22 protein-coding genes are annotated in these 21,196 nt (G+C 58.4%); 20 read left to right on the forward strand and 2 right to left on the reverse strand.

Annotated elements, in window-relative coordinates; all coding sequences use genetic code 11:
• Positions 1-61: 61 nt before the first annotated feature.
• From AOC04_RS03050 to AOC04_RS03090, 9 genes are all read left to right on the forward strand, one after another.
• Positions 62-2,278 carry a DNA internalization-related competence protein ComEC/Rec2 gene (locus AOC04_RS03050; protein ID WP_171970550.1) on the forward strand — a complete coding sequence of 739 codons (2,217 nt, stop codon included), beginning with the start codon at positions 62-64 and terminating at the stop codon, positions 2,276-2,278.
• Between the two features lie 118 nt (positions 2,279-2,396).
• Entirely contained in the window at positions 2,397-3,032 is a 636-nt protein-coding gene (locus tag AOC04_RS03055; RefSeq protein ID WP_060696858.1) for a MotA/TolQ/ExbB proton channel family protein, read from the forward strand.
• Positions 3,029-3,457: an ExbD/TolR family protein gene (locus AOC04_RS03060; RefSeq protein ID WP_060691096.1), complete on the forward strand. Its 429-nt coding sequence runs from the start codon at positions 3,029-3,031 to the stop codon at positions 3,455-3,457. The genes AOC04_RS03055 and AOC04_RS03060 overlap by 4 nt, the downstream gene beginning before the upstream one ends.
• Complete coding sequence (gene lpxK, locus AOC04_RS03065) at positions 3,457-4,467, forward strand: tetraacyldisaccharide 4'-kinase (protein WP_060691097.1); 1,011 nt, start codon at positions 3,457-3,459, stop codon at positions 4,465-4,467. The genes AOC04_RS03060 and lpxK overlap by 1 nt, the downstream gene beginning before the upstream one ends.
• A 25-nt stretch (positions 4,468-4,492) precedes the next feature.
• Positions 4,493-4,678: a Trm112 family protein gene (locus tag AOC04_RS03070; protein WP_003442540.1), complete on the forward strand. Its 186-nt coding sequence runs from the start codon at positions 4,493-4,495 to the stop codon at positions 4,676-4,678.
• Complete coding sequence (gene kdsB / locus AOC04_RS03075; protein ID WP_060691098.1) at positions 4,675-5,439, forward strand: 3-deoxy-manno-octulosonate cytidylyltransferase; 765 nt, start codon at positions 4,675-4,677, stop codon at positions 5,437-5,439. Before AOC04_RS03070 ends, kdsB begins: the two co-directional genes overlap by 4 nt.
• Positions 5,439-5,903, forward strand: coding sequence for a low molecular weight protein-tyrosine-phosphatase (locus AOC04_RS03080; protein ID WP_060691099.1), 465 nt, complete (start codon positions 5,439-5,441; stop codon positions 5,901-5,903). Before kdsB ends, AOC04_RS03080 begins: the two co-directional genes overlap by 1 nt.
• A complete protein-coding gene (gene murB / locus AOC04_RS03085) occupies positions 5,900-6,919 on the forward strand; it encodes a UDP-N-acetylmuramate dehydrogenase (protein WP_060691100.1) in 1,020 nt (339 codons plus the stop codon). The genes AOC04_RS03080 and murB overlap by 4 nt, the downstream gene beginning before the upstream one ends.
• Positions 6,920-6,982: 63 nt before the next feature.
• A complete protein-coding gene (locus AOC04_RS03090; protein WP_060691101.1) occupies positions 6,983-7,594 on the forward strand; it encodes a transglycosylase SLT domain-containing protein in 612 nt (203 codons plus the stop codon).
• A 151-nt stretch (positions 7,595-7,745) separates the two neighbouring features.
• On the opposite strand, the gene rne is transcribed toward AOC04_RS03090, so the two are convergent.
• Positions 7,746-10,970: a ribonuclease E gene (gene rne, locus AOC04_RS03095; protein ID WP_060691102.1), complete on the reverse strand. Its 3,225-nt coding sequence runs from the start codon at positions 10,968-10,970 to the stop codon at positions 7,746-7,748.
• Positions 10,971-11,677: 707 nt separating this feature from the next.
• Here rne and rluC point away from each other — a divergent pair.
• The 3 genes from rluC to sppA are packed head-to-tail and all read left to right on the forward strand — an operon-like array spanning position 11,678 to position 14,296.
• Positions 11,678-12,637: a 23S rRNA pseudouridine(955/2504/2580) synthase RluC gene (gene rluC / locus AOC04_RS03100; RefSeq protein WP_060691103.1), complete on the forward strand. Its 960-nt coding sequence runs from the start codon at positions 11,678-11,680 to the stop codon at positions 12,635-12,637.
• Positions 12,627-13,289 carry an HAD-IA family hydrolase gene (locus AOC04_RS03105; protein WP_060691104.1) on the forward strand — a complete coding sequence of 221 codons (663 nt, stop codon included), beginning with the start codon at positions 12,627-12,629 and terminating at the stop codon, positions 13,287-13,289. The genes rluC and AOC04_RS03105 overlap by 11 nt, the downstream gene beginning before the upstream one ends.
• Positions 13,290-13,309: 20 nt before the next feature.
• Positions 13,310-14,296 (forward strand): signal peptide peptidase SppA, encoded by a 987-nt coding sequence (gene sppA, locus AOC04_RS03110; protein WP_060691105.1) that lies wholly within the window; start codon positions 13,310-13,312, stop codon positions 14,294-14,296.
• 49 nt (positions 14,297-14,345) lie between these two features.
• Here sppA and AOC04_RS03115 read toward each other — a convergent pair whose 3' ends face one another.
• Complete coding sequence (locus tag AOC04_RS03115) at positions 14,346-14,924, reverse strand: Maf family protein (RefSeq protein ID WP_060691106.1); 579 nt, start codon at positions 14,922-14,924, stop codon at positions 14,346-14,348.
• A 105-nt stretch (positions 14,925-15,029) separates the two neighbouring features.
• On the opposite strand from AOC04_RS03115, the gene AOC04_RS03120 reads away from it, so the two are divergent.
• The 8 genes from AOC04_RS03120 (at position 15,030) to pabC (ending at position 21,195) form a co-directional block, all read left to right on the forward strand.
• On the forward strand, positions 15,030-15,557 hold the full coding sequence (locus AOC04_RS03120) for a YceD family protein (RefSeq protein WP_060691107.1): 528 nt from the start codon (positions 15,030-15,032) through the stop codon (positions 15,555-15,557).
• A 13-nt stretch (positions 15,558-15,570) separates the two neighbouring features.
• Positions 15,571-15,753: a 50S ribosomal protein L32 gene (gene rpmF / locus AOC04_RS03125; protein WP_003442519.1), complete on the forward strand. Its 183-nt coding sequence runs from the start codon at positions 15,571-15,573 to the stop codon at positions 15,751-15,753.
• A gap of 4 nt (positions 15,754-15,757) precedes the next feature.
• Positions 15,758-16,768 carry a phosphate acyltransferase PlsX gene (gene plsX, locus AOC04_RS03130; RefSeq protein ID WP_060691108.1) on the forward strand — a complete coding sequence of 337 codons (1,011 nt, stop codon included), beginning with the start codon at positions 15,758-15,760 and terminating at the stop codon, positions 16,766-16,768.
• A gap of 126 nt (positions 16,769-16,894) precedes the next feature.
• Positions 16,895-17,833, forward strand: a complete 939-nt coding sequence (gene fabD, locus AOC04_RS03135) for an ACP S-malonyltransferase (protein ID WP_073508816.1) — start codon at positions 16,895-16,897, stop codon at positions 17,831-17,833.
• 16 nt (positions 17,834-17,849) lie between these two features.
• Positions 17,850-18,593 carry a 3-oxoacyl-ACP reductase FabG gene (fabG, locus tag AOC04_RS03140; RefSeq protein ID WP_060691110.1) on the forward strand — a complete coding sequence of 248 codons (744 nt, stop codon included), beginning with the start codon at positions 17,850-17,852 and terminating at the stop codon, positions 18,591-18,593.
• 191 nt (positions 18,594-18,784) lie between these two features.
• Positions 18,785-19,021 (forward strand): acyl carrier protein, encoded by a 237-nt coding sequence (gene acpP / locus AOC04_RS03145; protein WP_003442511.1) that lies wholly within the window; start codon positions 18,785-18,787, stop codon positions 19,019-19,021.
• Between the two features lie 111 nt (positions 19,022-19,132).
• Positions 19,133-20,377, forward strand: coding sequence for a beta-ketoacyl-ACP synthase II (fabF, locus tag AOC04_RS03150; RefSeq protein WP_060691111.1), 1,245 nt, complete (start codon positions 19,133-19,135; stop codon positions 20,375-20,377).
• On the forward strand, positions 20,377-21,195 hold the full coding sequence (pabC, locus tag AOC04_RS03155) for an aminodeoxychorismate lyase (RefSeq protein WP_060691112.1): 819 nt from the start codon (positions 20,377-20,379) through the stop codon (positions 21,193-21,195). The genes fabF and pabC overlap by 1 nt, the downstream gene beginning before the upstream one ends.
• The last annotated feature ends 1 nt before the right edge of the window (position 21,196 follow it).

Genomic DNA, 21,196 nt, shown 5'->3' on the forward strand with positions numbered 1-21,196 from the left:
TCTTAAAACCTGTAACGCAGATTCCGACTAATCCGATGGAAGGAATTCACGGGATCTGGTTATGCACACAGGAATGCTGGCACTGGCGTCGGGCTTGATTGCGTTGCGCTTTTTACCGGGGCTGCCACCGGGCGGGTGGTTGCTGTCAATGCTGGTTGCGGGGCTGCTGCTGGTAGTGTTTCGCCTCTATCCGCCCGGGCTCTTCCTGATTGGACTGACCTGGGCCTGCTTTCAGGGGCAAGCCGCCCTGGATGATCGATTGTCCGCTGCGCTGGATGGTCGCACGCTCTGGGTCGAGGGGCGGGTGGTCGGGTTGCCACAAAAGTCCGGTGCCTCGCTGCGTTTTGAATTGCAGGATGCGCAGTCGCGCCATGCAACGTTGCCTGCAACCATTCGGCTGAGCTGGTATGGCGGGCCGCCGCTCAACAGTGGCGAGCGTTGGCGGCTCGCAGTCAAGCTCAAGCAACCCCGCGGGTTACTTAACCCCCAGGGGTTTGATTATCAGGCCTGGTTGCTGGCGCAGCGGATTGGTGCAACCGGCACTGTCAAAACCGGCCAGTTACTCGAGCCGGCCACTCACGCCTGGCGCGACGGCCTGCGCAAGCGTCTGTTACGAACTGATGCCAATGAACGTGCGCCGTGGCTTGCGGCGCTGGTTATGGGCGACAGTTCGGGGTTGAGCAGCGAGGACTGGAAGCTGCTGCAAGCGACCGGGACTGTGCATTTGCTGGTGATCTCCGGGCAGCATATTGGGCTGTTGGCCGGACTGATTTACGGCCTGATCGCCTTGTTGGCACGTTATGGGTGGTGGCCGCGTCGATTGGCATGGCTGCCCTGGGCCTGTGGCCTGGCGTTTTTCGGTGCGCTGGCCTATGGCTTGCTCGCAGGCTTCGGGGTCCCGGTGCAGCGCGCGTGCGTGATGCTGGGTCTGGTGCTGATATGGCGTCTGCGGTTTCGGCATCTGGGGGGCTGGATGCCATTTTTGGTGGCGCTCAATGCGGTGCTGATCATTGAGCCGCTGGCAAGTCTGATGCCGGGTTTTTGGCTGTCCTTTACCGCTGTGGCGGTGCTGATGTTTACCTTTGGCGGGCGGTTGGGGCCGTGGGGCTGGCGTGTGGCGTGGACCCGGCCGCAAATATTGATTGCCCTGGGCCTGTTTCCGATGCTGTGGATACTTGGCTTGCCCGTCAGCCTGAGCGGTCCGCTGGCCAATCTGGTGGCTGTGCCCTGGATCAGCCTGCTGGTGCTGCCGACAGCCCTTTTAGGCACATTGCTGTTGCCGGTGCCCTGGCTTGGCGAAACCCTGTTATGGGTTTCAGGCGGTTTGCTTGACGGGTTAATTCGGGGGCTGGCTTTGCTGGCCGGGCATTTATCTCCCTGGCTGCCTGCAGCAGTGCCGTTTGGTGTATGGCTTTTGAGCGCTTTTGGAGTGCTGCTTCTGTTGTTGCCGGCAGGCGTGATTCTCCGTCCGCTTGGCTGGCCGTTGGTGTTGCTCGCAGTTTTTACCCCCTGTGAACCGATCCCTCGGGGGCAGGTCGAGGTGTGGCAACTGGATGTCGGGCAAGGGTTGGCTATAGTGCTGCGCACCCGCAATCACACGCTGCTGTATGACGCTGGACCCAAGGTCAGGGATTTTGATCAGGGCGAGCGGGTGGTGGTTCCGGTGCTGCGTTCCCTGGGGGTAGGCGAGCTGGACCTGATGCTTGTCAGTCATGCGCATCTGGATCACGCCGGCGGGGCATTGGCGGTGCAGCGGGAAATCGGTGTGATGCGGGTAATCAGCGGCGAGGTGTCAGGGCTGCCTGAGCAATTACGGGCGCAGCCTTGTATCAGCGGCCAGAGCTGGGAGTGGGACGGGGTGAGGTTTTCACTCTGGCAGTGGTCCGCGGCGAGTGACAGCAATCAGAGATCCTGCGTGCTGCAGGTCGAAGCCAGCGACGAGCGGCTTCTGCTGACGGGGGATATTGATGCCCAGGCTGAGCGTGCCTTGTTGCAAAGCCCGCTGGCAGTTCCCACCCGCTGGTTGCAGGCCCCGCACCACGGAAGCCGCACTTCATCGTCGGCGGATTTTCTCAAGGCGCTGGCATCGCAGGTGGTGTTGATCTCCCGTGGTCATGGCAACAGTTTTGGTCATCCCCACCCTCAAGTGCTGGCGCGCTATCAGGCGTTGGGCATGCAAGCCCTGGACAGTGCCGAGCGGGGGGCGGTGCGATTTCGATTAGGCACCTTTGGCAACGCAGAGTCGCTGCGTGATCAGCGCCGTTTCTGGCGTGATTGAAGCTTTAACCAGGCCAGGCCGGGCCTCACGCTTGCCTTGGAAGACAGGCTCGGCGGCTACACGAGGGCGACGTCAATCCTGTGGTAAAGTGGCGCACTTTTTCGAGGGGATTTTCACTGTGTGGGAACTGGTCAAATCCGGCGGCTGGATGATGCTGCCGATCATTCTGAGCTCTGTTGCCGCGCTGGGCATTATTGTCGAGCGCCTGTGGACCCTGCGTGCCAGTCGCGTGACTCCGCCTCATCTGCTCGGGCAGGTCTGGGTCTGGATCAAGGACAAGCAGCTGGACAAGGAAAAACTCAAGCAATTGCGCGCCGACTCCCCGCTGGGCGAAATCCTGGCTGCGGGCCTGGCCAACTCCAGACATGGTCGCGAGATCATGAAAGAGTGCATCGAAGAGGCCGCTGCCAGGGTCATCCACGAGCTTGAGCGTTACCTCAATGCCCTGGGTACCATTGCCGCAATGGCACCGCTGCTGGGCCTGTTGGGTACGGTTCTGGGCATGATCGATATCTTCAGTTCATTCATGGGGTCTGGCATGACCACCAATGCTGCCGTGCTCGCGGGCGGTATTTCCAAAGCCCTGATTACCACCGCTGCGGGCCTTATGGTCGGTATTCCGGCCGTGTTCTTCCATCGCTTCCTGCAGCGTCGGGTTGATGAGCTGGTGGTCGGCATGGAGCAGGAAGCGATCAAACTGGTCGAAGTGGTGCAAGGCGACCGTGAAGTCGACATGGTCGGGAGCAGAGCGTGAAGTTTCGCCGCAAGCCACGGGAAACCGTCGATATAAACCTCGCGTCGTTGATTGACGTGGTGTTTATCCTGCTGCTGTTCTTTGTCGTGACCACCACCTTTACCCGCGAAACCCAGTTGCGGGTGGATCTGCCGGAGGCCGTCACCGGCTCGCCCAGTGACGAGCAGAACGCCAAACAGTTGGATATCGCCATCAGCGCAGACGGGGTTTTTTCGGTGAACGACCAATTGCTGCCAAAAAACGATCTGGCGAGCCTGATCGAAGCCCTGGAGAAGGAGTCCGGCGGCGATACCAGCTTGCCATTGTCGATCAGTGCCGATGGCAAAACCCAGCATCAGGCGGTCATTACAGCAATGGATGCGGCCGGCAAGCTCGGCTTCAGCCATTTGCGCATGACCACTGTTGAGGCGCAGGCGCCTCACTGATGGCCATGTCTGATCGTTTGCTGCGTGCCTGGTATGCCGGGCATCCGCTGCTCAAGCTGTTGAGCCCGCTGGAATGCCTGTACCGCAAAGTGGTTGAGCGCAAGCGCGCGCGCTTTGTCGCGGGTCAAGGCGAGATTTATCGTGCGCCGGTGCCGTTGGTGGTAGTGGGTAACATCACCGTCGGCGGTACCGGTAAAACACCGCTTATTTTGTGGTTGATCGAGCATTGTCAGCGCAGAGGCCTACGGGTCGGGGTGGTGAGCCGTGGTTATGGCGCCAGGCCACCTCAATTGCCCTGGCGTGTCAGCGCCGAGCACAGTGCCAAAATAGCGGGTGATGAGCCCTTGCTGATCGTGCAGCGTACTGGCGTGCCGTTGATGATCGACCCTGATCGCAGCCGGGCAGTCAAAGCCTTGCTGGCAAGCGAGCCGCTGGACCTGATTCTTTCTGACGACGGTTTGCAGCATTACCGGTTGGCGCGGGATCTGGAGCTGGTGCTGATCGATAACGCCCGGGGCCTGGGCAACGGCCATTGCCTGCCTGTCGGCCCGTTGCGTGAGCCGGCCGAGCGTTTACAGAGTGTGGACGCGGTGTTGTACAACGGTGCCGCCAGCGACCCGTCGGGCGGATTTGCGTTTCAGTTGCAGCCGACGGCGCTGATCAATCTGCTCAGTGGCGAGCGTAAGGCGCTGGACTTTTTCCCGCCGCAACAGGCAATGCATGCCGTGGCCGGGATCGGTAATCCGCAGCGTTTCTTCACTACCCTCGAAACGCTACACTGGCGGCCAATCACCCATGCTTTCGCAGACCATGCGCCCTATAGTGCCGAGGTCTTGAATTTTATGCCGCCACTGCCGTTGGTCATGACTGAAAAGGACGCGGTAAAGTGCCGCGACTTTGCGTCGCCTGACTGGTGGTATCTGGCGGTTGACGCTGTACCGTCCACCGCCTTCGTGCTGTGGATTGACCGACAGTTATTGCGTCTTTTGCCCAATCGTCTTTTGCCCTAACCGATCTTTTTCAGGGGAACATTTTATGGACACCAAACTGCTCGATATCCTCGCGTGCCCTGTTTGCAAAGGCCCGCTCAAGCTCAGCGCCGATAAAACCGAGCTGATCAGCAAGGGTGCAGGTCTGGCTTACCCGATCCGTGACGGCATTCCGGTGATGCTTGAAACCGAAGCCCGTACCCTTAGCACTGATGAGCGTCTGGATAAATGATTCCGGTTTTTACCGTTGTGATTCCCTCGCGCTTCGCATCGACCCGTTTGCCCGGCAAGCCGCTGCAAATGATTGCCGGCAAGCCGATGGTTCAGCACGTCTGGGAACAGGCCTGCAAAAGCAGCGCGCAACGGGTGGTGGTTGCCACTGACGATGCGCGCATTGTCGAAGCTTGCAAGGCGTTTGGTGCTGAAGTACTGCTGACCCGCGCCGATCATGAGTCCGGTACCGACCGGCTGGCTGAAGTGGCAACCCAGCTCGGGCTGGTCAGTGATGCCATCGTGGTCAATGTGCAGGGCGATGAGCCGCTGATTCCGCCGCAAGTGATTGATCAGGTCGCGGTCAACCTGGCTGCCCACAGTGAGGCAAGCATGGCGACCCTGGCTGAGCCGATCATGGACGTCGAGACCCTGTTCAACCCGAATGTGGTCAAGGTGGTCAGTGATATCAACGGGCTGGCGCTGACGTTCAGCCGTGCGACCTTGCCCTGGGCCCGTGATGATTTCGCTCTGCACCCCGACCAGTTGCCTGCGGGTGTGCCGTATCGCCGCCATATCGGCATCTACGCCTATCGTGCCGGCTTCTTGCATGACTTCGTGAGCTGGGGCCCTTGCTGGCTCGAAAACACCGAGCGTCTGGAGCAATTGCGGGCACTGTGGCACGGTGTGCGAATCCATGTGGCTGACGTCCTCGAAGCGCCTCCTGCCGGTGTCGATACGATTGAAGACCTTGAGCGCGTTCGGCGTTTGCTGGAGGCGTGATGCGCGTCCTGTTCGTTTGTCTGGGTAATATCTGCCGCTCCCCTACGGCCGAAGGCGTTCTGCGTCACAAGTTGCAGGAGGCGGGTCTGGCTGGGCGCGTTGAAGTGGCTTCTGCAGGAACAGGCAACTGGCATGTTGGTGCAGCTCCCGACAAGCGTACTCAGCGTGCGGCCCTGCTGCGCGGCTTCGACTTGTCGGCACTGCGTGCGCAACAGGTCGTAGCCCCCGACTTCAATCACTATGACCTGATTCTGGCCATGGACCTGAGCAACCTGCGGGACCTTAAAGCCTTGCAGCCCGCTCATGGCAAGGCTGAGCTTGATTTGTTCCTGCGCCGTTTCGATGGTGTTAAAGACGAAGTGCCCGACCCTTATTACGATGGCGAGGACGGCTTTGAAGAGGTACTGGATCTGGTCGAGTCTGCCTGCGATTTGCTGGTGATTGAGTTGAAGGGGCGTTTATGAGTTTGCTGTTGCAGGTTGATGAGTCGCTCAAGCCGTTCAATAGCTTTGGTGTGGATGTACGCGCGAGCCTGTATGCCGAGGCCCGTAGCGATGACGATGTGCATGAGGCATTGCAGTGTTCGCAGCAGCACAATTTACCTTTGCTGGTAATCGGTGGCGGTAGCAATTTGCTTCTCACCAAGGATGTACCTGCCCTGGTTCTGCGCATGGCCACCCGTGGGATTCGTGTGGTTGAAGACGATGGTCAGCGTGTGGTGGTCGAGGCCGAAGCGGGCGAGGTGTGGCATGCCTTTGTGCTGTGGACACTCGAGCAAGGCCTGTCAGGGCTGGAAAACCTCAGTTTGATCCCGGGAACAGTGGGGGCTGCGCCGGTACAGAACATTGGCGCTTATGGGGTTGAGATCAAAGACGTGTTTGCGGGGCTTACCGCGCTTGACCGGCAATCCGGCGCAATACGCGATTTCACTCTGGCTGAGTGCGATTTTGGGTACCGTGACAGCGTGTTCAAGCAACAGCCGGGTCGCTGGGTAATTCTGCGGGTCAGGTTTGCCTTGAGTCGTGCCGCAAGCCTGCACCTTGAGTACGGGCCTGTACGCCAGCGCCTGAGTGAGCAGGGTATCGAACAGCCGACGGCAACGGACGTGAGCCGCGCAATCAGCAGTATTCGTAGCGAGAAGCTTCCGGACCCGACGGTACTGGGTAACGCGGGCAGCTTCTTTAAAAATCCGCTGGTGTCGGCGGCGCTGGCTGCTGAGCTGAAGCTGGCGCACCCCGGCATGATCGGTTATCCACAAGCCGACGGGCGGGTGAAGCTGGCGGCCGGCTGGTTGATCGAAGCGGCGGGCTGGAAGGGCTTTCGTGAGGCTGATGCCGGCGTGCATCGCTTGCAATCGCTGGTTTTGGTCAACTATGGCTCGGCTACCGGTTTGCAGTTGCTGGCCCTTGCCCGGCGCATTCAGGAAGATATCGAGCAGCGCTTCGCGGTGCAGCTGGAGATGGAACCGAACCTGTATTAATGGCTGCAGTGAGCCGGTGGGGTTGCACGTACTGCGCCCCCTGTTTCCCGATCTGGGTGATTAATGAAGCAAATACCGGCATGGGCGATAGCGTTGACCCTGGTGACGTTAACCGGGTGTACGACCGCTCCGCCCAAAGACCAGAGCAATCTGTGCAATATCTATCGTCAGTACCCTGCCTGGTACAAGGACTCTGTCGCGATGCAGAGCCGCTGGGGAACGCCTCCTCATGTGGCGATGGCAATCATGAAACAGGAAAGCAGCTTTGTCGCCGACGCGCTTCCGCCCCGGGCTTATCTTCTGTGGGTAATTCCGTGGGGCAGGGTCAGCCCGTCATACGGCTATGCGCAAGCTCAGCCGCCTGCTTGGAAGGATTTTGAGCGGAGCATGGGCAGTAGCGGTTCACGCGACAACTTCGCCGACACCATCATGTTTATCGGCTGGTATGCCGCCGGTACGCAGCAGCAACTGGGCATTTCCAAATGGGATGCCTACAACCAGTATCTGGCGTATCACGAGGGCAGGGGCGGGTTCAGTCGTAATACCTATCGCGCCAAGCCCTGGCTGATGCAGGTGGCCCGCAAGGTTGAGCAACAGTCGAAAACCTATGGTGCGCAACTTAATCAGTGCCGTGGAGAGCTGGAAAGTAACAGGCGTTCGTTCTGGTTCTTCTAGCGCCCCGCAATTCATTGTAGGAGCGAGCTTTTCAGTGCGCTTGTAAACAGCTCGCGAGCTAGCTCGCTCCTACAGTTGATACGGTAGATAACGGAAATAAAAAAAGCCCCGCCAGTTCAGAACTGGCGGGGCTTTTTAGTGGCCTGCAGAATTAGACGAGCGGTTTGTGCTCGTGTTCATTGCCTTCGGCTACGGTTTCGCCAGCAGCTGCTTGAGCGGCAGCAGCGGCGGCTGCTTCACGCTTGCGGCGACGTACTTCGCGCGGGTCGTTGGGAGCGCGACCGTTGCTTGGCGCAGTGCTGGCAACCGGAGCTGCAACCACTACTTCAGTTACTTCAGTCGCTACAACGACTTCTGCCGGAGCAGGCTGTGCAACCACGACTGTCTCGATCACGGCGGCTTCAGTCACTACGGCTTCAACAGCAACCGGTTCTGCAACAGGAGCCGGAGCAGCCTCAACAATAGCCGGCTCGGCAATTGGCTCGCGTACAAAGCGGGCTTCCTTGACATGCTCAGGCGCTTTCTCGATGGCTGGTGCCTCAACAACCGGTGCTTCCACGCTTGGCGCTTCTACTGCCGGTGCTTCGACTACAGCTTCAATCACAGGCTCTGGCGCAGCTACTACTGGCGCTTCGACTGCAGGGGCAGGCTCGACAGCTACCTGAACTTCAGGCTGTGCTTGCGGCGCTGCAACGACTTCGACTTCCGGCGCCTTGACTGCTTCGACCGGGGTTGTTGCTTCAACAATCGGCGCTTCAACCACTGGCACTTCAACTGCAGGGGCTTCAACAACCGGGGTTGGCACTATGGCTACTTCAGTTGTTTGAGCTTTTTCTGCAACCACGGTTTCTGCCGGAGCCGATTCCTGAACGGTTTGGGTGGCACGTTCTGCCTGCTGATTGGCCTGGGCTTCAGCAGGAGCGCTGATGACCGAGCTGGCAACAGCTTCAGTGACGGCCAGGCCGGCAGCCAGTTCAGTGGCGGACGGTGCGTTTTCGCCGTTGCCTTCTTCGCTGTTTTCTTCCGAACCTTCAATCACGTTGCCGTTGGCATCGCGTTGACGCTCACGACGGTTGCTGCGGCGACGCTGGCCACGGGAGCGGCGGCGTGGACGATCGCCTTCGGCGTTGTCCTGCGACTCGTCCTGCGATTGCTCTTCGTTCGACAGAACTTCTTCGTCTTCGGTGGCGGCTACAGGTTGTACTTCGCGTGGTGCACGTTCTTCGCGGGGTGCGCGCGGCTGGCGTTCTTCGCGCGGTGGACGCGGTGCGCGCTCTTCTTCGGCGGCGACTGCAGCAACGGCTGCTACAGGAGCTGCATCCAGAGGCTCGCGCAATTCGCGAACGCGCTCTTCACGGGCATCGCCACGTGGCTTGCGCTCTTCACGAGGTGCGCGTGGAGCACGTTCTTCGCGTGGAGGACGCGGTGCGCGTTCTTCGCGGGCTACTGCAACTACCGGAGTTTCTTCGCGCGGCTCGCGAACTTCGCGTGGTGCGCGTTCTTCCCGCGGTGCACGCTCTTCGCGTGGCTTGCGCTCTTCATCGCGACGGCCATTGCGATTGCGGCTTTGCTGGCGACCATTGCGGCGCTCTTCATTGCGCGCAGGACGTTCAGGAGTTGCCGGCTTCTCAACCACGGTCGGAGCCGCAGGCTCTTCTTTGGAGGCGAACAGGCTTACCAGCGATTTGACCAGGCCTTTGAACAGGCTCGGCTCGGCGATGGTGGCGGCCGGTGCAGCAGCTGGAGCCGGTGCGGCAGCAGCTTCGGTCGGAACCGGTGCCGATGTGCGCGGCGGTGCTGTTTTAACTGCAGCTTCCTGGCGAACCAGAGTGCGAGTGGCGGCAGCCGGCTGAACTTCTTCCACTTCAGCAGCAGCGGCAGCAATTTCGTAGCTGGACTGGTTGGTGTGGGCTTCCGGGCTGTCATCACGCAGGCGCTGAACTTCGAAGTGCGGCGTTTCGAGGTGATCGTTCGGCAGGATGATGATGCGTGCACGGGTACGCAGTTCGATTTTAGTAATCGAGTTGCGCTTCTCGTTGAGCAGGAACGCGGCCACCGGGATTGGCACCTGGGCGCGCACTTCGGCAGTGCGGTCTTTCAGGGCTTCTTCTTCGATCAGGCGCAGAATGGCCAGCGACAGCGATTCAACGTCACGGATGATGCCGGTGCCATTGCAGCGTGGGCAAACGATGCCGCTGCTTTCGCCCAGCGATGGACGCAGGCGCTGACGGGACATTTCCAACAAGCCAAAGCGCGAGATGCGGCCGACTTGTACGCGGGCACGGTCTGCTTCCAGGCACTCGCGGACTTTTTCTTCCACTGCGCGCTGGTTTTTGGCGGGGGTCATGTCAATGAAGTCGATGACGATCAGGCCGCCGATGTCGCGCAGGCGCAACTGACGGGCGATTTCTTCAGCCGCTTCAAGGTTGGTTTGCAGTGCGGTTTCTTCGATATCGCTGCCTTTGGTGGCGCGCGCCGAGTTGATGTCGATGGACACCAGGGCTTCGGTCGGGTCGATAACGATGGAGCCACCGGAAGGCAGTTCAACGACGCGCTGGAAGGCGGTCTCGATCTGGCTTTCGATCTGGAAACGATTGAACAGCGGAACGCTGTCTTCGTAGAGTTTGATTTTGCTGGCGTACTGCGGCATGACCTGGCGGATGAAGGTCAGGGCTTCGTCCTGGGCTTCAACGCTGTCGATCAGTACTTCGCCGATATCCTGACGCAGGTAGTCGCGGATGGCGCGGATGATCACGTTGCTTTCCTGATAGATCAGGAATGGCGCGGAGCGATCCAGGGAGGCTTCTTTAATGGCGGTCCAGAGTTGCAGCAGGTAATCGAGGTCCCACTGCATTTCTTCGCTGCTGCGGCCCAGGCCGGCAGTGCGCACGATCAGGCCCATGTCGGCAGGGGCGATCAGGCCGTTCAGTGCTTCACGCAGTTCGTTGCGCTCTTCACCTTCGATGCGACGGGAGATGCCGCCGGCACGCGGGTTGTTAGGCATCAGAACCAGATAGCGGCCAGCGAGGCTGATGAAGGTGGTCAGGGCTGCGCCCTTGTTGCCACGCTCTTCTTTCTCGACCTGCACGATAACTTCCTGGCCTTCGCTCAGGACGTCCTTGATGTTGACGCGGCCTTCGGGGGCTTTCTTGAAGTACTCGCGGGAGATTTCTTTAAGTGGCAGGAAGCCGTGGCGCTCAGAGCCAAAATCGACAAAGGCAGCCTCAAGGCTCGGTTCGATGCGAGTAATACGGCCTTTGTAGATATTGGCTTTCTTCTGCTCGCGCGCACCCGACTCGATGTCCAGGTCGTAGAGGCGTTGGCCATCTACCAGTGCAACACGCAACTCTTCAGGTTGAGTTGCGTTAATCAGCATTCTTTTCATGTTGTACCGTCGGTTTCCGGGCTACCGGAAACGGCGTTCGGCACACACGACTTCTCATGGTCGGTGTCAGGTGCGTCAGGAGCAGTTGGCCACTCCTGTGTCCAGCGAGGTTCGACCAATGGGGGCGAAGTCGCGACTTACGCTTCCTGCTTGCTGTGGTGACTTAAGCACTCAGTCAGGAGGAGGAATCAACCATCGGCTGTGGACGAGATGAAGCGTCTTGATAAAGCCTAATGCTACACAGTCCGGCGGTTGTGCATCTCCACCCTACACGTATCCCTGATAATTCGGGTGCTGCCGCGCGCAGAATCCGCAGCGGGTTGGCATTTACCGTGTCCTCCAAAAGGGGAGTTCACGCATCATGGCTAATAAAGGCGATGTTTCCGAAGCATTCGCTTGAAATGCCCGAAGCTGACTGCACTTTGTGAACTGGCCGTGAATATCGGCGTAAAAGGCGAGTTTGCACTCTGCTTTCCAGGCTCGCTTCAGGCCTCATGTCACCTGCGCTTGTTACAACTCCAGGTGTTCCGTATGCAGCAAAAGCCCCGTAGGACGGCCTCGCGTCCTGATTAAGAGCGTTGAGCAGGGCCGGTTATTCACCGTTAATCCGCTGTCCAGGCCGCTTTTGGCGGCGTTCGCGACTATAGCAGCAATGATTAAGTGCTTCAATTCCATAAAAAATTGTTATCATCCGCGGCATGATGACCACTACCCCCCCGACCCCCAGCGTTCAGCTGCTTGAGGTCTCGCCGGAATATGCCGGCCAACGCATCGACAACTTTTTACTTGCACGGCTCAAGGGTGTTCCCAAGACCTTGATTTACCGCATTTTGCGCAAAGGCGAAGTGCGTGTGAACAAGGGGCGGATCAAGCCCGAGTACAAGCTGCAGGCGGGCGATATCGTGCGCGTGCCGCCGGTTCGCGTGCCGGAGCGTGACGAGCCGGTACCTGTGGCGCAGGGTTTGTTGCAGCGACTCGAAGCTGCCATTGTCTATGAAGACAAGGCGCTGATTGTGCTGAACAAGCCGGCCGGTATCGCTGTTCATGGCGGTAGCGGTCTGAATTTCGGCGTGATTGAAGCCTTCCGTCAGATGCGTCCCGATGCCAAGGAGCTGGAGCTGGTGCATCGCCTGGACCGTGATACTTCCGGTCTGTTGATGATCGCCAAGAAGCGCAGCATGTTGCGTCACTTGCATGCCGCTTTGCGCGGTGATGGTGTCGACAAGCGCTACATGGCGCTGGTGCGCGGTAACTGGGCTGCCTCGATCAAGCAGGTGCGCGCGCCGCTGATGAAGAGCAATCTGCGTTCCGGGGAGCGCATGGTTGAGGTCAACGAAGAAGGCAAGGAGTCGGTCACCGTGTTCAAGGTGCTGCGTCGCTTCGGCGATTTCGCAACCATGATCGAGGCCAAGCCGATTACCGGGCGTACACACCAGATTCGTGTGCACACATTGCATGCAGGTCACTGTATTGCCGGTGACACCAAGTATGGCGATGAAGGCTTCTCTAAAGAAATTCGCGACCTGGGTGGCAAGCGCCTGTTCTTGCATGCCTACATGTTGACGGTGCCTCTGCCGGAGGGTGGCGAGTTGAAACTGCAGGCCCCTGTTGATGAAATGTGGGCCAAAACCGTGGAGCGCCTGCTGAGTGCCGAATGAGTACAAGCTGCTGATTTTTGACTGGGACGGGACGCTGGCCGACTCGGTTGGTCGAATTGTCGCTGCGATGCATGTTGCGGCGCAGCGTGCGGGCCGTCCTGAGCGTGATGAAGAGGCAGTTAAGGGGATTATTGGCCTGGGCTTGCCTGAGGCCATCCTGACGCTTTATCCAGACATGACAGAAGCCCAGGTAATTGCCTTTCGCCAGCATTATGCTGATGTCTATATGGCCATGGATACCGAGCCGTCACCGCTGTTTGCGGGGGTTGCCGAGTCGCTCGAGGCCTTTCGTGCCGAGGGTTACCGGCTGGCAGTTGCTACGGGCAAGGCCCGTCGGGGGCTTGATCGGGTGCTTAAAGCCCATGGCTGGGAAGATTTTTTCGATATCACCCGCGCGGCAGATGAGACGGCCAGCAAGCCTGACCCATTGATGCTGAATCAAATACTGGCCCATTGTGCGGTGCAGCCCGGTCAGGCCTTGATGGTGGGAGATGCTTCTTTTGATTTGCTGATGGCGCGCAACGCAGGTATTGACTCTGTAGCGGTGAGCTATGGTGCTCAGTCGGTCGCGCGTTTGCTTGAGTTCGAGCCCCGGTTGGCGATTGATAGTTTTCCAGAATTGCGCGCCTGGCTGAATCGTCGGGTTAATTAAGGTTTTTGCTGGGGTAGAGCATGGTTGATCAATGGAAGGCACCTGCAGAGTCTGAACCGGTTGGCGGTGATGACAAGAGCTGGAAATTGCTGGAAAAAACCTTGTTGGCGGGTATCCAGGAGCAGCGCCGGGCGCGTCGCTGGGGCATTTTGTTCAAGGCCCTTACTTTCTGTTACCTGATCATGGTGTTGTTTCTGTTTTCTCCGTTGATGGATATGGAGCGCAGTGCCACCAGTAGCGCGTATACCGCCTTGATCGACGTGCGCGGAGTGATCGCGGATAAAGAGGCTGCGAGTGCCGACAATCTGGTCACCAGCCTGCAAGCTGCGTTCGATGACCCCAAGGTCAAGGGTGTAGTGCTGCGCATCAACAGCCCGGGGGGCAGTCCGGTGCAGTCAGGTTATGTCTACGATGAGATTCGCCGTCTGCGCGGCCTGCACCCTGATATCAAGGTGTATGCGGTGATTTCAGATCTGGGTGCCTCGGGTGCTTATTACATTGCCAGTGCGGCCGATGAAATTTACGCCGACAAAGCCAGTCTGGTTGGCTCGATCGGGGTAACGGCTGCTGGTTTTGGTTTTGTCGGGGCAATGGACAAGCTGGGTATTCAGCGTCGTGCCTACACTTCTGGCGAGCACAAAGCCTTTCTTGATCCGTTCGAGCCTGAAAAGCCGGACGAGACCAAGTTCTGGCAGGGCGTGTTGAATGTCACCCATGAGCAGTTTATTGCCAGCGTCAAGCAAGGCCGTGGCGATCGTCTCAAGGACAAGGATCATCCTGAGCTGTTCTCGGGGCTGGTCTGGACTGGTCAGCAGGCTTTGCCGCTGGGTTTGATCGATGGACTGGGCAATGCCAGTTCGGTTGCGCGTGATGTGATCGGTGAAAAAGAGCTGGTTGATTTCACGGTGCAAGAATCGGCTTTCGATCGTTTCTCTAAAAAGCTGGGTGCCAGTGTCGCTGAGCAATTGGCGATGTGGATGGGGTTTCAGGGTCCAACGCTGCGCTGATCGGTAGTTATTTAAAAAAACCGGCCTCAGATGGCCGGTTTTTTTTGTTTTAGGGAATGGCCACGCCTTCGGCGAGCAGCATGTCGACCAGGCGAATAAGCGGCAGGCCGACCAGGCTGGTGGCGTCGTCGCCTTCGGTGCGCTGGAAGAGGCTGACTCCCAGGCCTTCTGCTTTAAAGCTGCCAGCGCAATCGTAGGGCTCCTCGGCGAGCAGGTAGCGCTCGACTTGTTTCGGGGTGAGGGTGCGCATGTGTACGGTGAAGGGTACGCAGTCTGTCTGATAGTGGCCTGTCTGGCTGTTGAGCAGGGTCAGGCCGGTGAGAAAGGTTACGCTGGCGCCGCTGGCGTCAAGAAGTTGCTGGCGCGCCTTGTCAAAAGTGTGAGGTTTGCCGATGATCTGTCCGTTGAGCGCTGCCACCTGGTCGGAGCCGATGATCAGGTGTTCGGGATGGAGGGTGGCAAGTGCCCGGGCTTTTTGCAGGGACAGGCGTTTAACCAGTTCGACGGCTGATTCCCCGGGGCGGTGGCTTTCGTCAATGTCGGGTGAGCTGCAACTGAAAGGCAGGCGCAGGCGAGCCAGTAGATCGCGGCGATAAACCGAGCTTGAAGCGAGTAATAAAGGCAGCATGCGCGTCTCCTGTGGGCGGTCAGGGATTCTAACGATCGTACAGGATGTCGCACAGGCACAATTTCCTTTGACAGGTGAAGGGGTCATCCCTAGAATGCTGCGCCTATGTTGAATGACCCGATTCCACCTCACGTTGACCCGCGCAAATTAGCTGATCGTGGCACTACCCTCCAAGGTGAAGTGCTGCTGGCTGATTTGGAGAGACTCTGCGACCCGCTTTCCGATACCCTCGGAACGGTCCAGGCGAAATTTGTTTTTGAACGAGATGAACGTAGGTCTGTGGTCATCCACAGCTCTATCGACACCGAAGTCAAAATGGTTTGCCAGCGTTGTCTTGAGCTGGTCACCCTGCCGATCCACAGCGAGTGCAGTTATGCTGTGGTGAAAGAGGGTGCGAACACCCAGTCGTTACCGCAAGGTTATGACGTGCTGGAGCTGGGCGAGGATCCTTTGGATCTGCTGGCACTGATCGAGGAAGAGCTTTTGCTCGCCTTGCCCATTGTGCCTGCTCATCATCCGGAAGAATGCCAGCAGCCGGCGGGTCTCGATGAGCCCGATCCAGGCGAGGACGAGGTAACGCGGTCCAACCCGTTCAGTGTATTGGCGCAGTTAAAGCGTGACCCAAACGTTTAGGAGTTAATTAATTATGGCTGTTCAGCAGAACAAAAAATCCCGCTCTGCCCGTGACATGCGTCGTTCGCACGATGCTCTTTCGGCTAGCACTCTGTCTGTAGAAAAAACCACCGGTGAAATTCACCTGCGTCACCACGTATCGCCAGAAGGCGTATACCGTGGTCGTAAAGTGATCGACAAGGGCGCTGACGAGTAATCACTTGTCCGTTCAGGTCATCGCGATCGACGCAATGGGCGGGGACTTCGGTCCCCGCAGCATTGTTCAGGCATGTATTGCTTGCCTGTCTGCTACTCCCTCGTTACACCTGACCCTCGTCGGTCAACCCTCCGAACTTGAAAACCTGATTGCCAGCTATTCGGCTGTAGATCGTACGCGCCTGACTATTACCCCTGCCTCAGAAGTTATCGCCATGAATGAACGGCCTTCGCAAGCTTTGCGCAGCAAGCCGGATTCTTCGATGCGTGTGGCGCTGGAGTTGTTGCGTGACGGCAAGGTGCAGGCGTGCGTGAGCTCCGGTAATACCGGGGCGCTGATGGCGCTGTCACGGCATGTGCTCAAGACCTTGCCGGGGATTGATCGTCCGGCAATGGTGGCGGCCGTCCCGACTCAAACCGGCTACTGTCAGTTGCTGGATTTGGGGGCCAATGTCGATTGCACCGCCGCACAGCTGTTTCAGTTTGCGGTGATGGGCTCGGTGGCGGCGCAGGCGCTGGGTATTCTCCGTCCGCGGGTTGCCTTGCTCAATATCGGCACCGAAGACGTTAAGGGTAACCAGCAGGTCAAGGAGGCCGCAGCATTGTTGCAGGCGGCACCAGGGCTCAATTACATCGGCTTTGTTGAAGGTGACGGCGTGTATCGGGGTGAGGCGGATGTGGTGGTATGCGATGGGTTTGTCGGCAATATTTTGCTCAAGTCCAGCGAAGGTCTGGCGACAATGATTTCGAGCCGTATCCAGGCCGTCTTCAAACGCACGCTGTTCAGTCGCTTTATCGGTGCGCTGGCATTGCCGCTAATGCGACGTTTGCAGGCTGATCTGGCACCCGCCCGGCACAATGGGGCGAGTTTTCTCGGGTTGCAGGGCATTGTTATCAAAAGTCACGGTTCGGCAGGTGCTCAGGGCTTTCAGAGTGCAATAGAGCGCGCACTGATTGAAATCCATGAAGACCTGCCAAAGCGTTTGTATGGACGCCTTGAAGGGTTGTTGCCGTAGGCGTTTTGCCGGCCGGGCGCTTAAATGTGACCGCTCGGTCTAATCTGCCATCCAACTGTCAGTTTCTTGCGTCCGCCACGGCAGGACGTCAATTCTCCGACGACAAGATCATTAGGGGCTTGTTACATGTCTACATCCCTCGCATTTGTCTTTCCAGGGCAGGGTTCGCAGTCCCTCGGCATGTTGGCCGAGCTGGGCGCGGCTCATCCGCTGGTCATTGATACCTTTAAAGAAGCTTCCGATGCTCTGGGTTACGACCTGTGGGCAGTGACCCAAGAGGGTCCGGCTGAGAAGCTCAATCAAACAGATATTACCCAGCCAGCCATTTTGACAGCCTCGATTGCCTTATGGCGTCTGTGGTTGGCCGAAGGCGGCAAGCGTCCGGATTTTGTTGCAGGTCACAGCCTGGGCGAATACAGCGCGCTGGTTGCTGCCGGCTGCCTAAGCCTGGCAGATGCGGTAAAACTCGTTGAGCGTCGTGGGCAGCTGATGCAAGAGGCTGTTCCGGCTGGTCAGGGCGCCATGGCGGCAATTCTGGGGCTCGAAGACGCCGTTGTGCTGCAGGCCTGCGCAGACGCTGCTCAGGGCGAAGTAGTCAGTGCTGTCAATTTCAACTCGCCGGGCCAGGTTGTAATTGCCGGTTCCAAGGCTGCTGTCGAGCGCGCCATGGAGCTGTGCAAGGCTGCTGGAGCCAAGCGTGCGCTGCCGTTACCGGTTAGCGTACCTTCGCACTGTGAGCTGATGCGTCCAGCTGCAGAGCGCTTCGCCGAGTCGATTCAAGCCATTGACTGGCAAGCGCCGCAGATTCCGCTGGTGCAGAACGTCAGCGCTGCGGTAGTGAAAGATCTGGAAACCCTCAAGCGCGATCTGCTTGAGCAGTTGTACAAGCCTGTGCGCTGGGTTGAGTCGGTGCAGGCGCTTGCAGCCAGCGGTCCGGTTGATTTGGTTGAGTGCGGTCCGGGCAAGGTCCTGGTTGGCATCAGCAAACGTTGCGCTGAAGGCGTAACCACTCACAACTTGAATACCCCAGATGCCTTCGCCGCCGCGCGTTCGGCACTGGCCTGAATTAGGAGAAGCCTGCATGAGCTTGCAAGGTAAAGTTGCACTGGTAACAGGTGCCAGCCGTGGTATAGGCCAGGCTATTGCTCTGGAATTGGGTCGTCAGGGCGCCGTTGTAATCGGCACTGCTACGTCGCAAGCCGGTGCAGAGCGCATTGCTGCCACCCTGAAAGAACACGGTGTTCAGGGCACTGGCATGGAACTTAATGTTACCAGCGATGAATCAGTTGCTGCGGTGCTGAACAGCATCCAGGAGCAGTTCGGTGCGCCGGCAATCCTGGTCAATAATGCCGGTATCACCCGCGATAACCTGATGATGCGGATGAAAAATGACGAATGGCATGACGTCGTCGACACCAACTTGAACAGTCTGTTTCGCCTGTCCAAGGGTGTTTTGCGCGGCATGACCAAGGCCCGTTGGGGACGAATTATCAGTATTGGCTCTGTTGTGGGTGCCATGGGCAACGCAGGCCAAGTAAACTATGCCGCCGCCAAGGCTGGCCTGGAAGGTTTCAGTCGTGCGCTGGCACGTGAAGTGGGTTCGCGCTCGATTACTGTCAACTCGGTAGCACCAGGGTTTATCGATACCGATATGACCCGTGAGTTGCCAGAAGCACAGCGTGAAGCCTTGCTGACACAGATTCCGCTGGGCCGTTTGGGCCAGGCCCAAGAGATTGCAAACGTGGTCTCTTTCCTGGCTTCCGACGGTGCAGCCTACGTGACCGGAGCTACAATCCCGGTCAACGGCGGGATGTACATGAGTTAAATGTGACGGATTGCTTCAAAAAAATGTCATACGAGCTGTCTAAAATCCGTTATAAAGCTGCAATCTATTTATAGGCAGAGGGTCGTTGAGGGATGAGTGCAAAGCTTTCAGTTGAAAAACTGAAAAGTCTTTCGATACACTTGCCCGCTGGCCAGCTGCCTGAATTTGTCCATTAGGAGTGAAAACAAGGTATGAGCACCATCGAAGAGCGCGTCAAGAAAATCGTAGCCGAGCAACTGGGCGTTAAAGAAGAAGAAGTAGTAAACACTGCTTCCTTCGTTGAAGACCTGGGTGCCGACTCCCTTGACACCGTTGAGCTTGTGATGGCTCTTGAAGAGGAATTCGAGACTGAAATTCCTGACGAAGAAGCTGAAAAGATCACGACCGTACAAGCTGCTATCGATTACGTGACTAACCACCAGGCTTAATTGCTTGTAATCGTTGCTCGCTGTTATGGAAAAACCGCACTGCCGCTCTGGCGTGCGGTTTTTTCTTTAGGTGTGAGGCAAAGTGTCGTCAATAGAATAAAGGAGAGTGCTGTGTCGCGTAGACGCGTCGTAGTCACCGGTATGGGGATGTTGTCGCCACTGGGTGCAGATGTACCAAGCTCCTGGCAAGGCATTCTGGCAGGCCGAAGTGGCATTGGTCTGATCGAACACACGGATCTTTCTGCCTATTCCACCCGTTTTGGCGGCTCGGTACAGGGTTTTAACGTTGAGGATTACCTCTCCGTCAAAGAGTCCCGAAAACTTGACCTGTTTATTCAATACGGTCTGGCCGCCGGGTTTCAGGCTGTGCGTAATTCCGGCCTGGAAGTCACAGATGCCAATCGTGAGCGCATCGGTGTGGCAATGGGGTCCGGTATTGGTGGTTTGACCAATATCGAAGAGACCAGTCGTACCCTGCACGAGCAAGGCCCGCGACGGATTTCTCCGTTTTTTGTGCCAGGTTCGATCATCAATATGATTTCCGGGTTTCTGTCTATCCATTTGGGTACGCAGGGCCCCAACTACGCCATTTCTACAGCGTGTACCACGGGTACGCACTGCATCGGCATGGCGGCGCGCAATATTGCTTACGGCGAAGCCGACGTGATGATTGCCGGTGGTGCCGAAATGGCCGCATGTGGTCTGGGCATGGGTGGCTTTGGCGCCTCGCGTGCGCTGTCGACCCGCAACGACGACCCGGCGCGAGCCAGCCGTCCCTGGGACAAAGGCCGTGACGGCTTTGTGCTTTCTGATGGTGCCGGTGCGCTGGTGCTTGAAGAGCTTGAGCATGCCAAGGCTCGTGGTGCGACCATTTACGCTGAGCTGATCGGCTTTGGCATGAGTGGTGACGCGTATCACATGACCTCGCCTCCGGCTGACGGTGCGGGTGCTGCACGCTGCATCACCAACGCCTTGCGCGACGCCAAAATAAACGGCGATCAAGTGCAATACATCAACGCCCATGGCACGTCGACCCCTGCGGGTGACCTGGCAGAAGTGTCGGCGATCAAGTCGGTGTTTGGCGATCACGCCTACAACATGGCAGTAAGTTCGACCAAGTCCATGACCGGTCACTTGCTGGGTGCTGCCGGCGCGGTAGAGGCTATCTTCAGCGTGCTGGCGATCAACAGCCAGATTGCCCCGCCAACCATCAACCTCGACGAACCGGATGAAGGCTGCGACCTCGACTTCGTGCCGCACAAGGCGCGCGAAATGCCGATCGACGTAGTGCTGTCCAACTCATTCGGCTTTGGCGGTACCAACGGCTCGTTGGTGTTCCGCCGGTTCACCGACTGATGCAGAGCTGGGTCGACGGTCGGCCGGCGAACGCTTTGGCGTCGCTCAAGGACCGTGGGCTGGCCTACGGCGATGGTCTGTTCGAGACCATCGCCGTCAAGGCTGGCAAACCGCTGCTGCTGGACCTGCATCTGCAGCGTCTGGCACTCGGTTGTACCCGACTGGCAATTGCTGCGGACATGTCATTGATCCGCAGCGAATTGCTGGCCTATGCAAAAGCAATGGGCGAGGGCGTCCTCAAGCTCATCCTGACCCGTGGCGACAGTCTGCGCGGTTACGGCGCCTGCCCCGAGGCTCATCCTCGAAGAATTCTGCAAGCCAGTCCGGCTGCTGCTTACCCGCAGGCGCATGCCGAGCAGGGCGTTCAGCTGTTTGACTGTGCCACCCGTCTGGCCGAGCAGCCGCTGTTGGCGGGGCTCAAACACCTCAACCGTCTGGAACAGGTGATCGCGCGCTCTGAATGGCAAGACCCGGCCTATGCCGAGGGCTTGATGCGCGACACGTCAGGGCGGGTCATTGAAGGCGTGTTCAGCAACCTGTTTCTGGTTCGCAACGGGGCCTTGCTGACCGCCGACCTGCAACGCTGCGGTGTGGCCGGTGTCATGCGCGCTGCGCTGCTGGCTGAAGCCGGGCAGTTGGGCATCCCTTGTCATGTCACTGACATCAGCCTGGCGCAGTTGCAGCAGGCCGATGAACTCTTTCTCTGCAACAGCGTATATGGCATCTGGCCTGTTCGCGCGTTTGCAGACCTGAGCTGGCCGGTGGGGCCGCTCACCCGTAAACTGCAAGGCATTGCTCGCACCCTATTGGATGTTTGAT

The sequence above is a fragment of the Pseudomonas versuta genome, from assembly GCF_001294575.1.
Taxonomy (GTDB): Bacteria; Pseudomonadota; Gammaproteobacteria; order Pseudomonadales; family Pseudomonadaceae; genus Aquipseudomonas; species Aquipseudomonas versuta.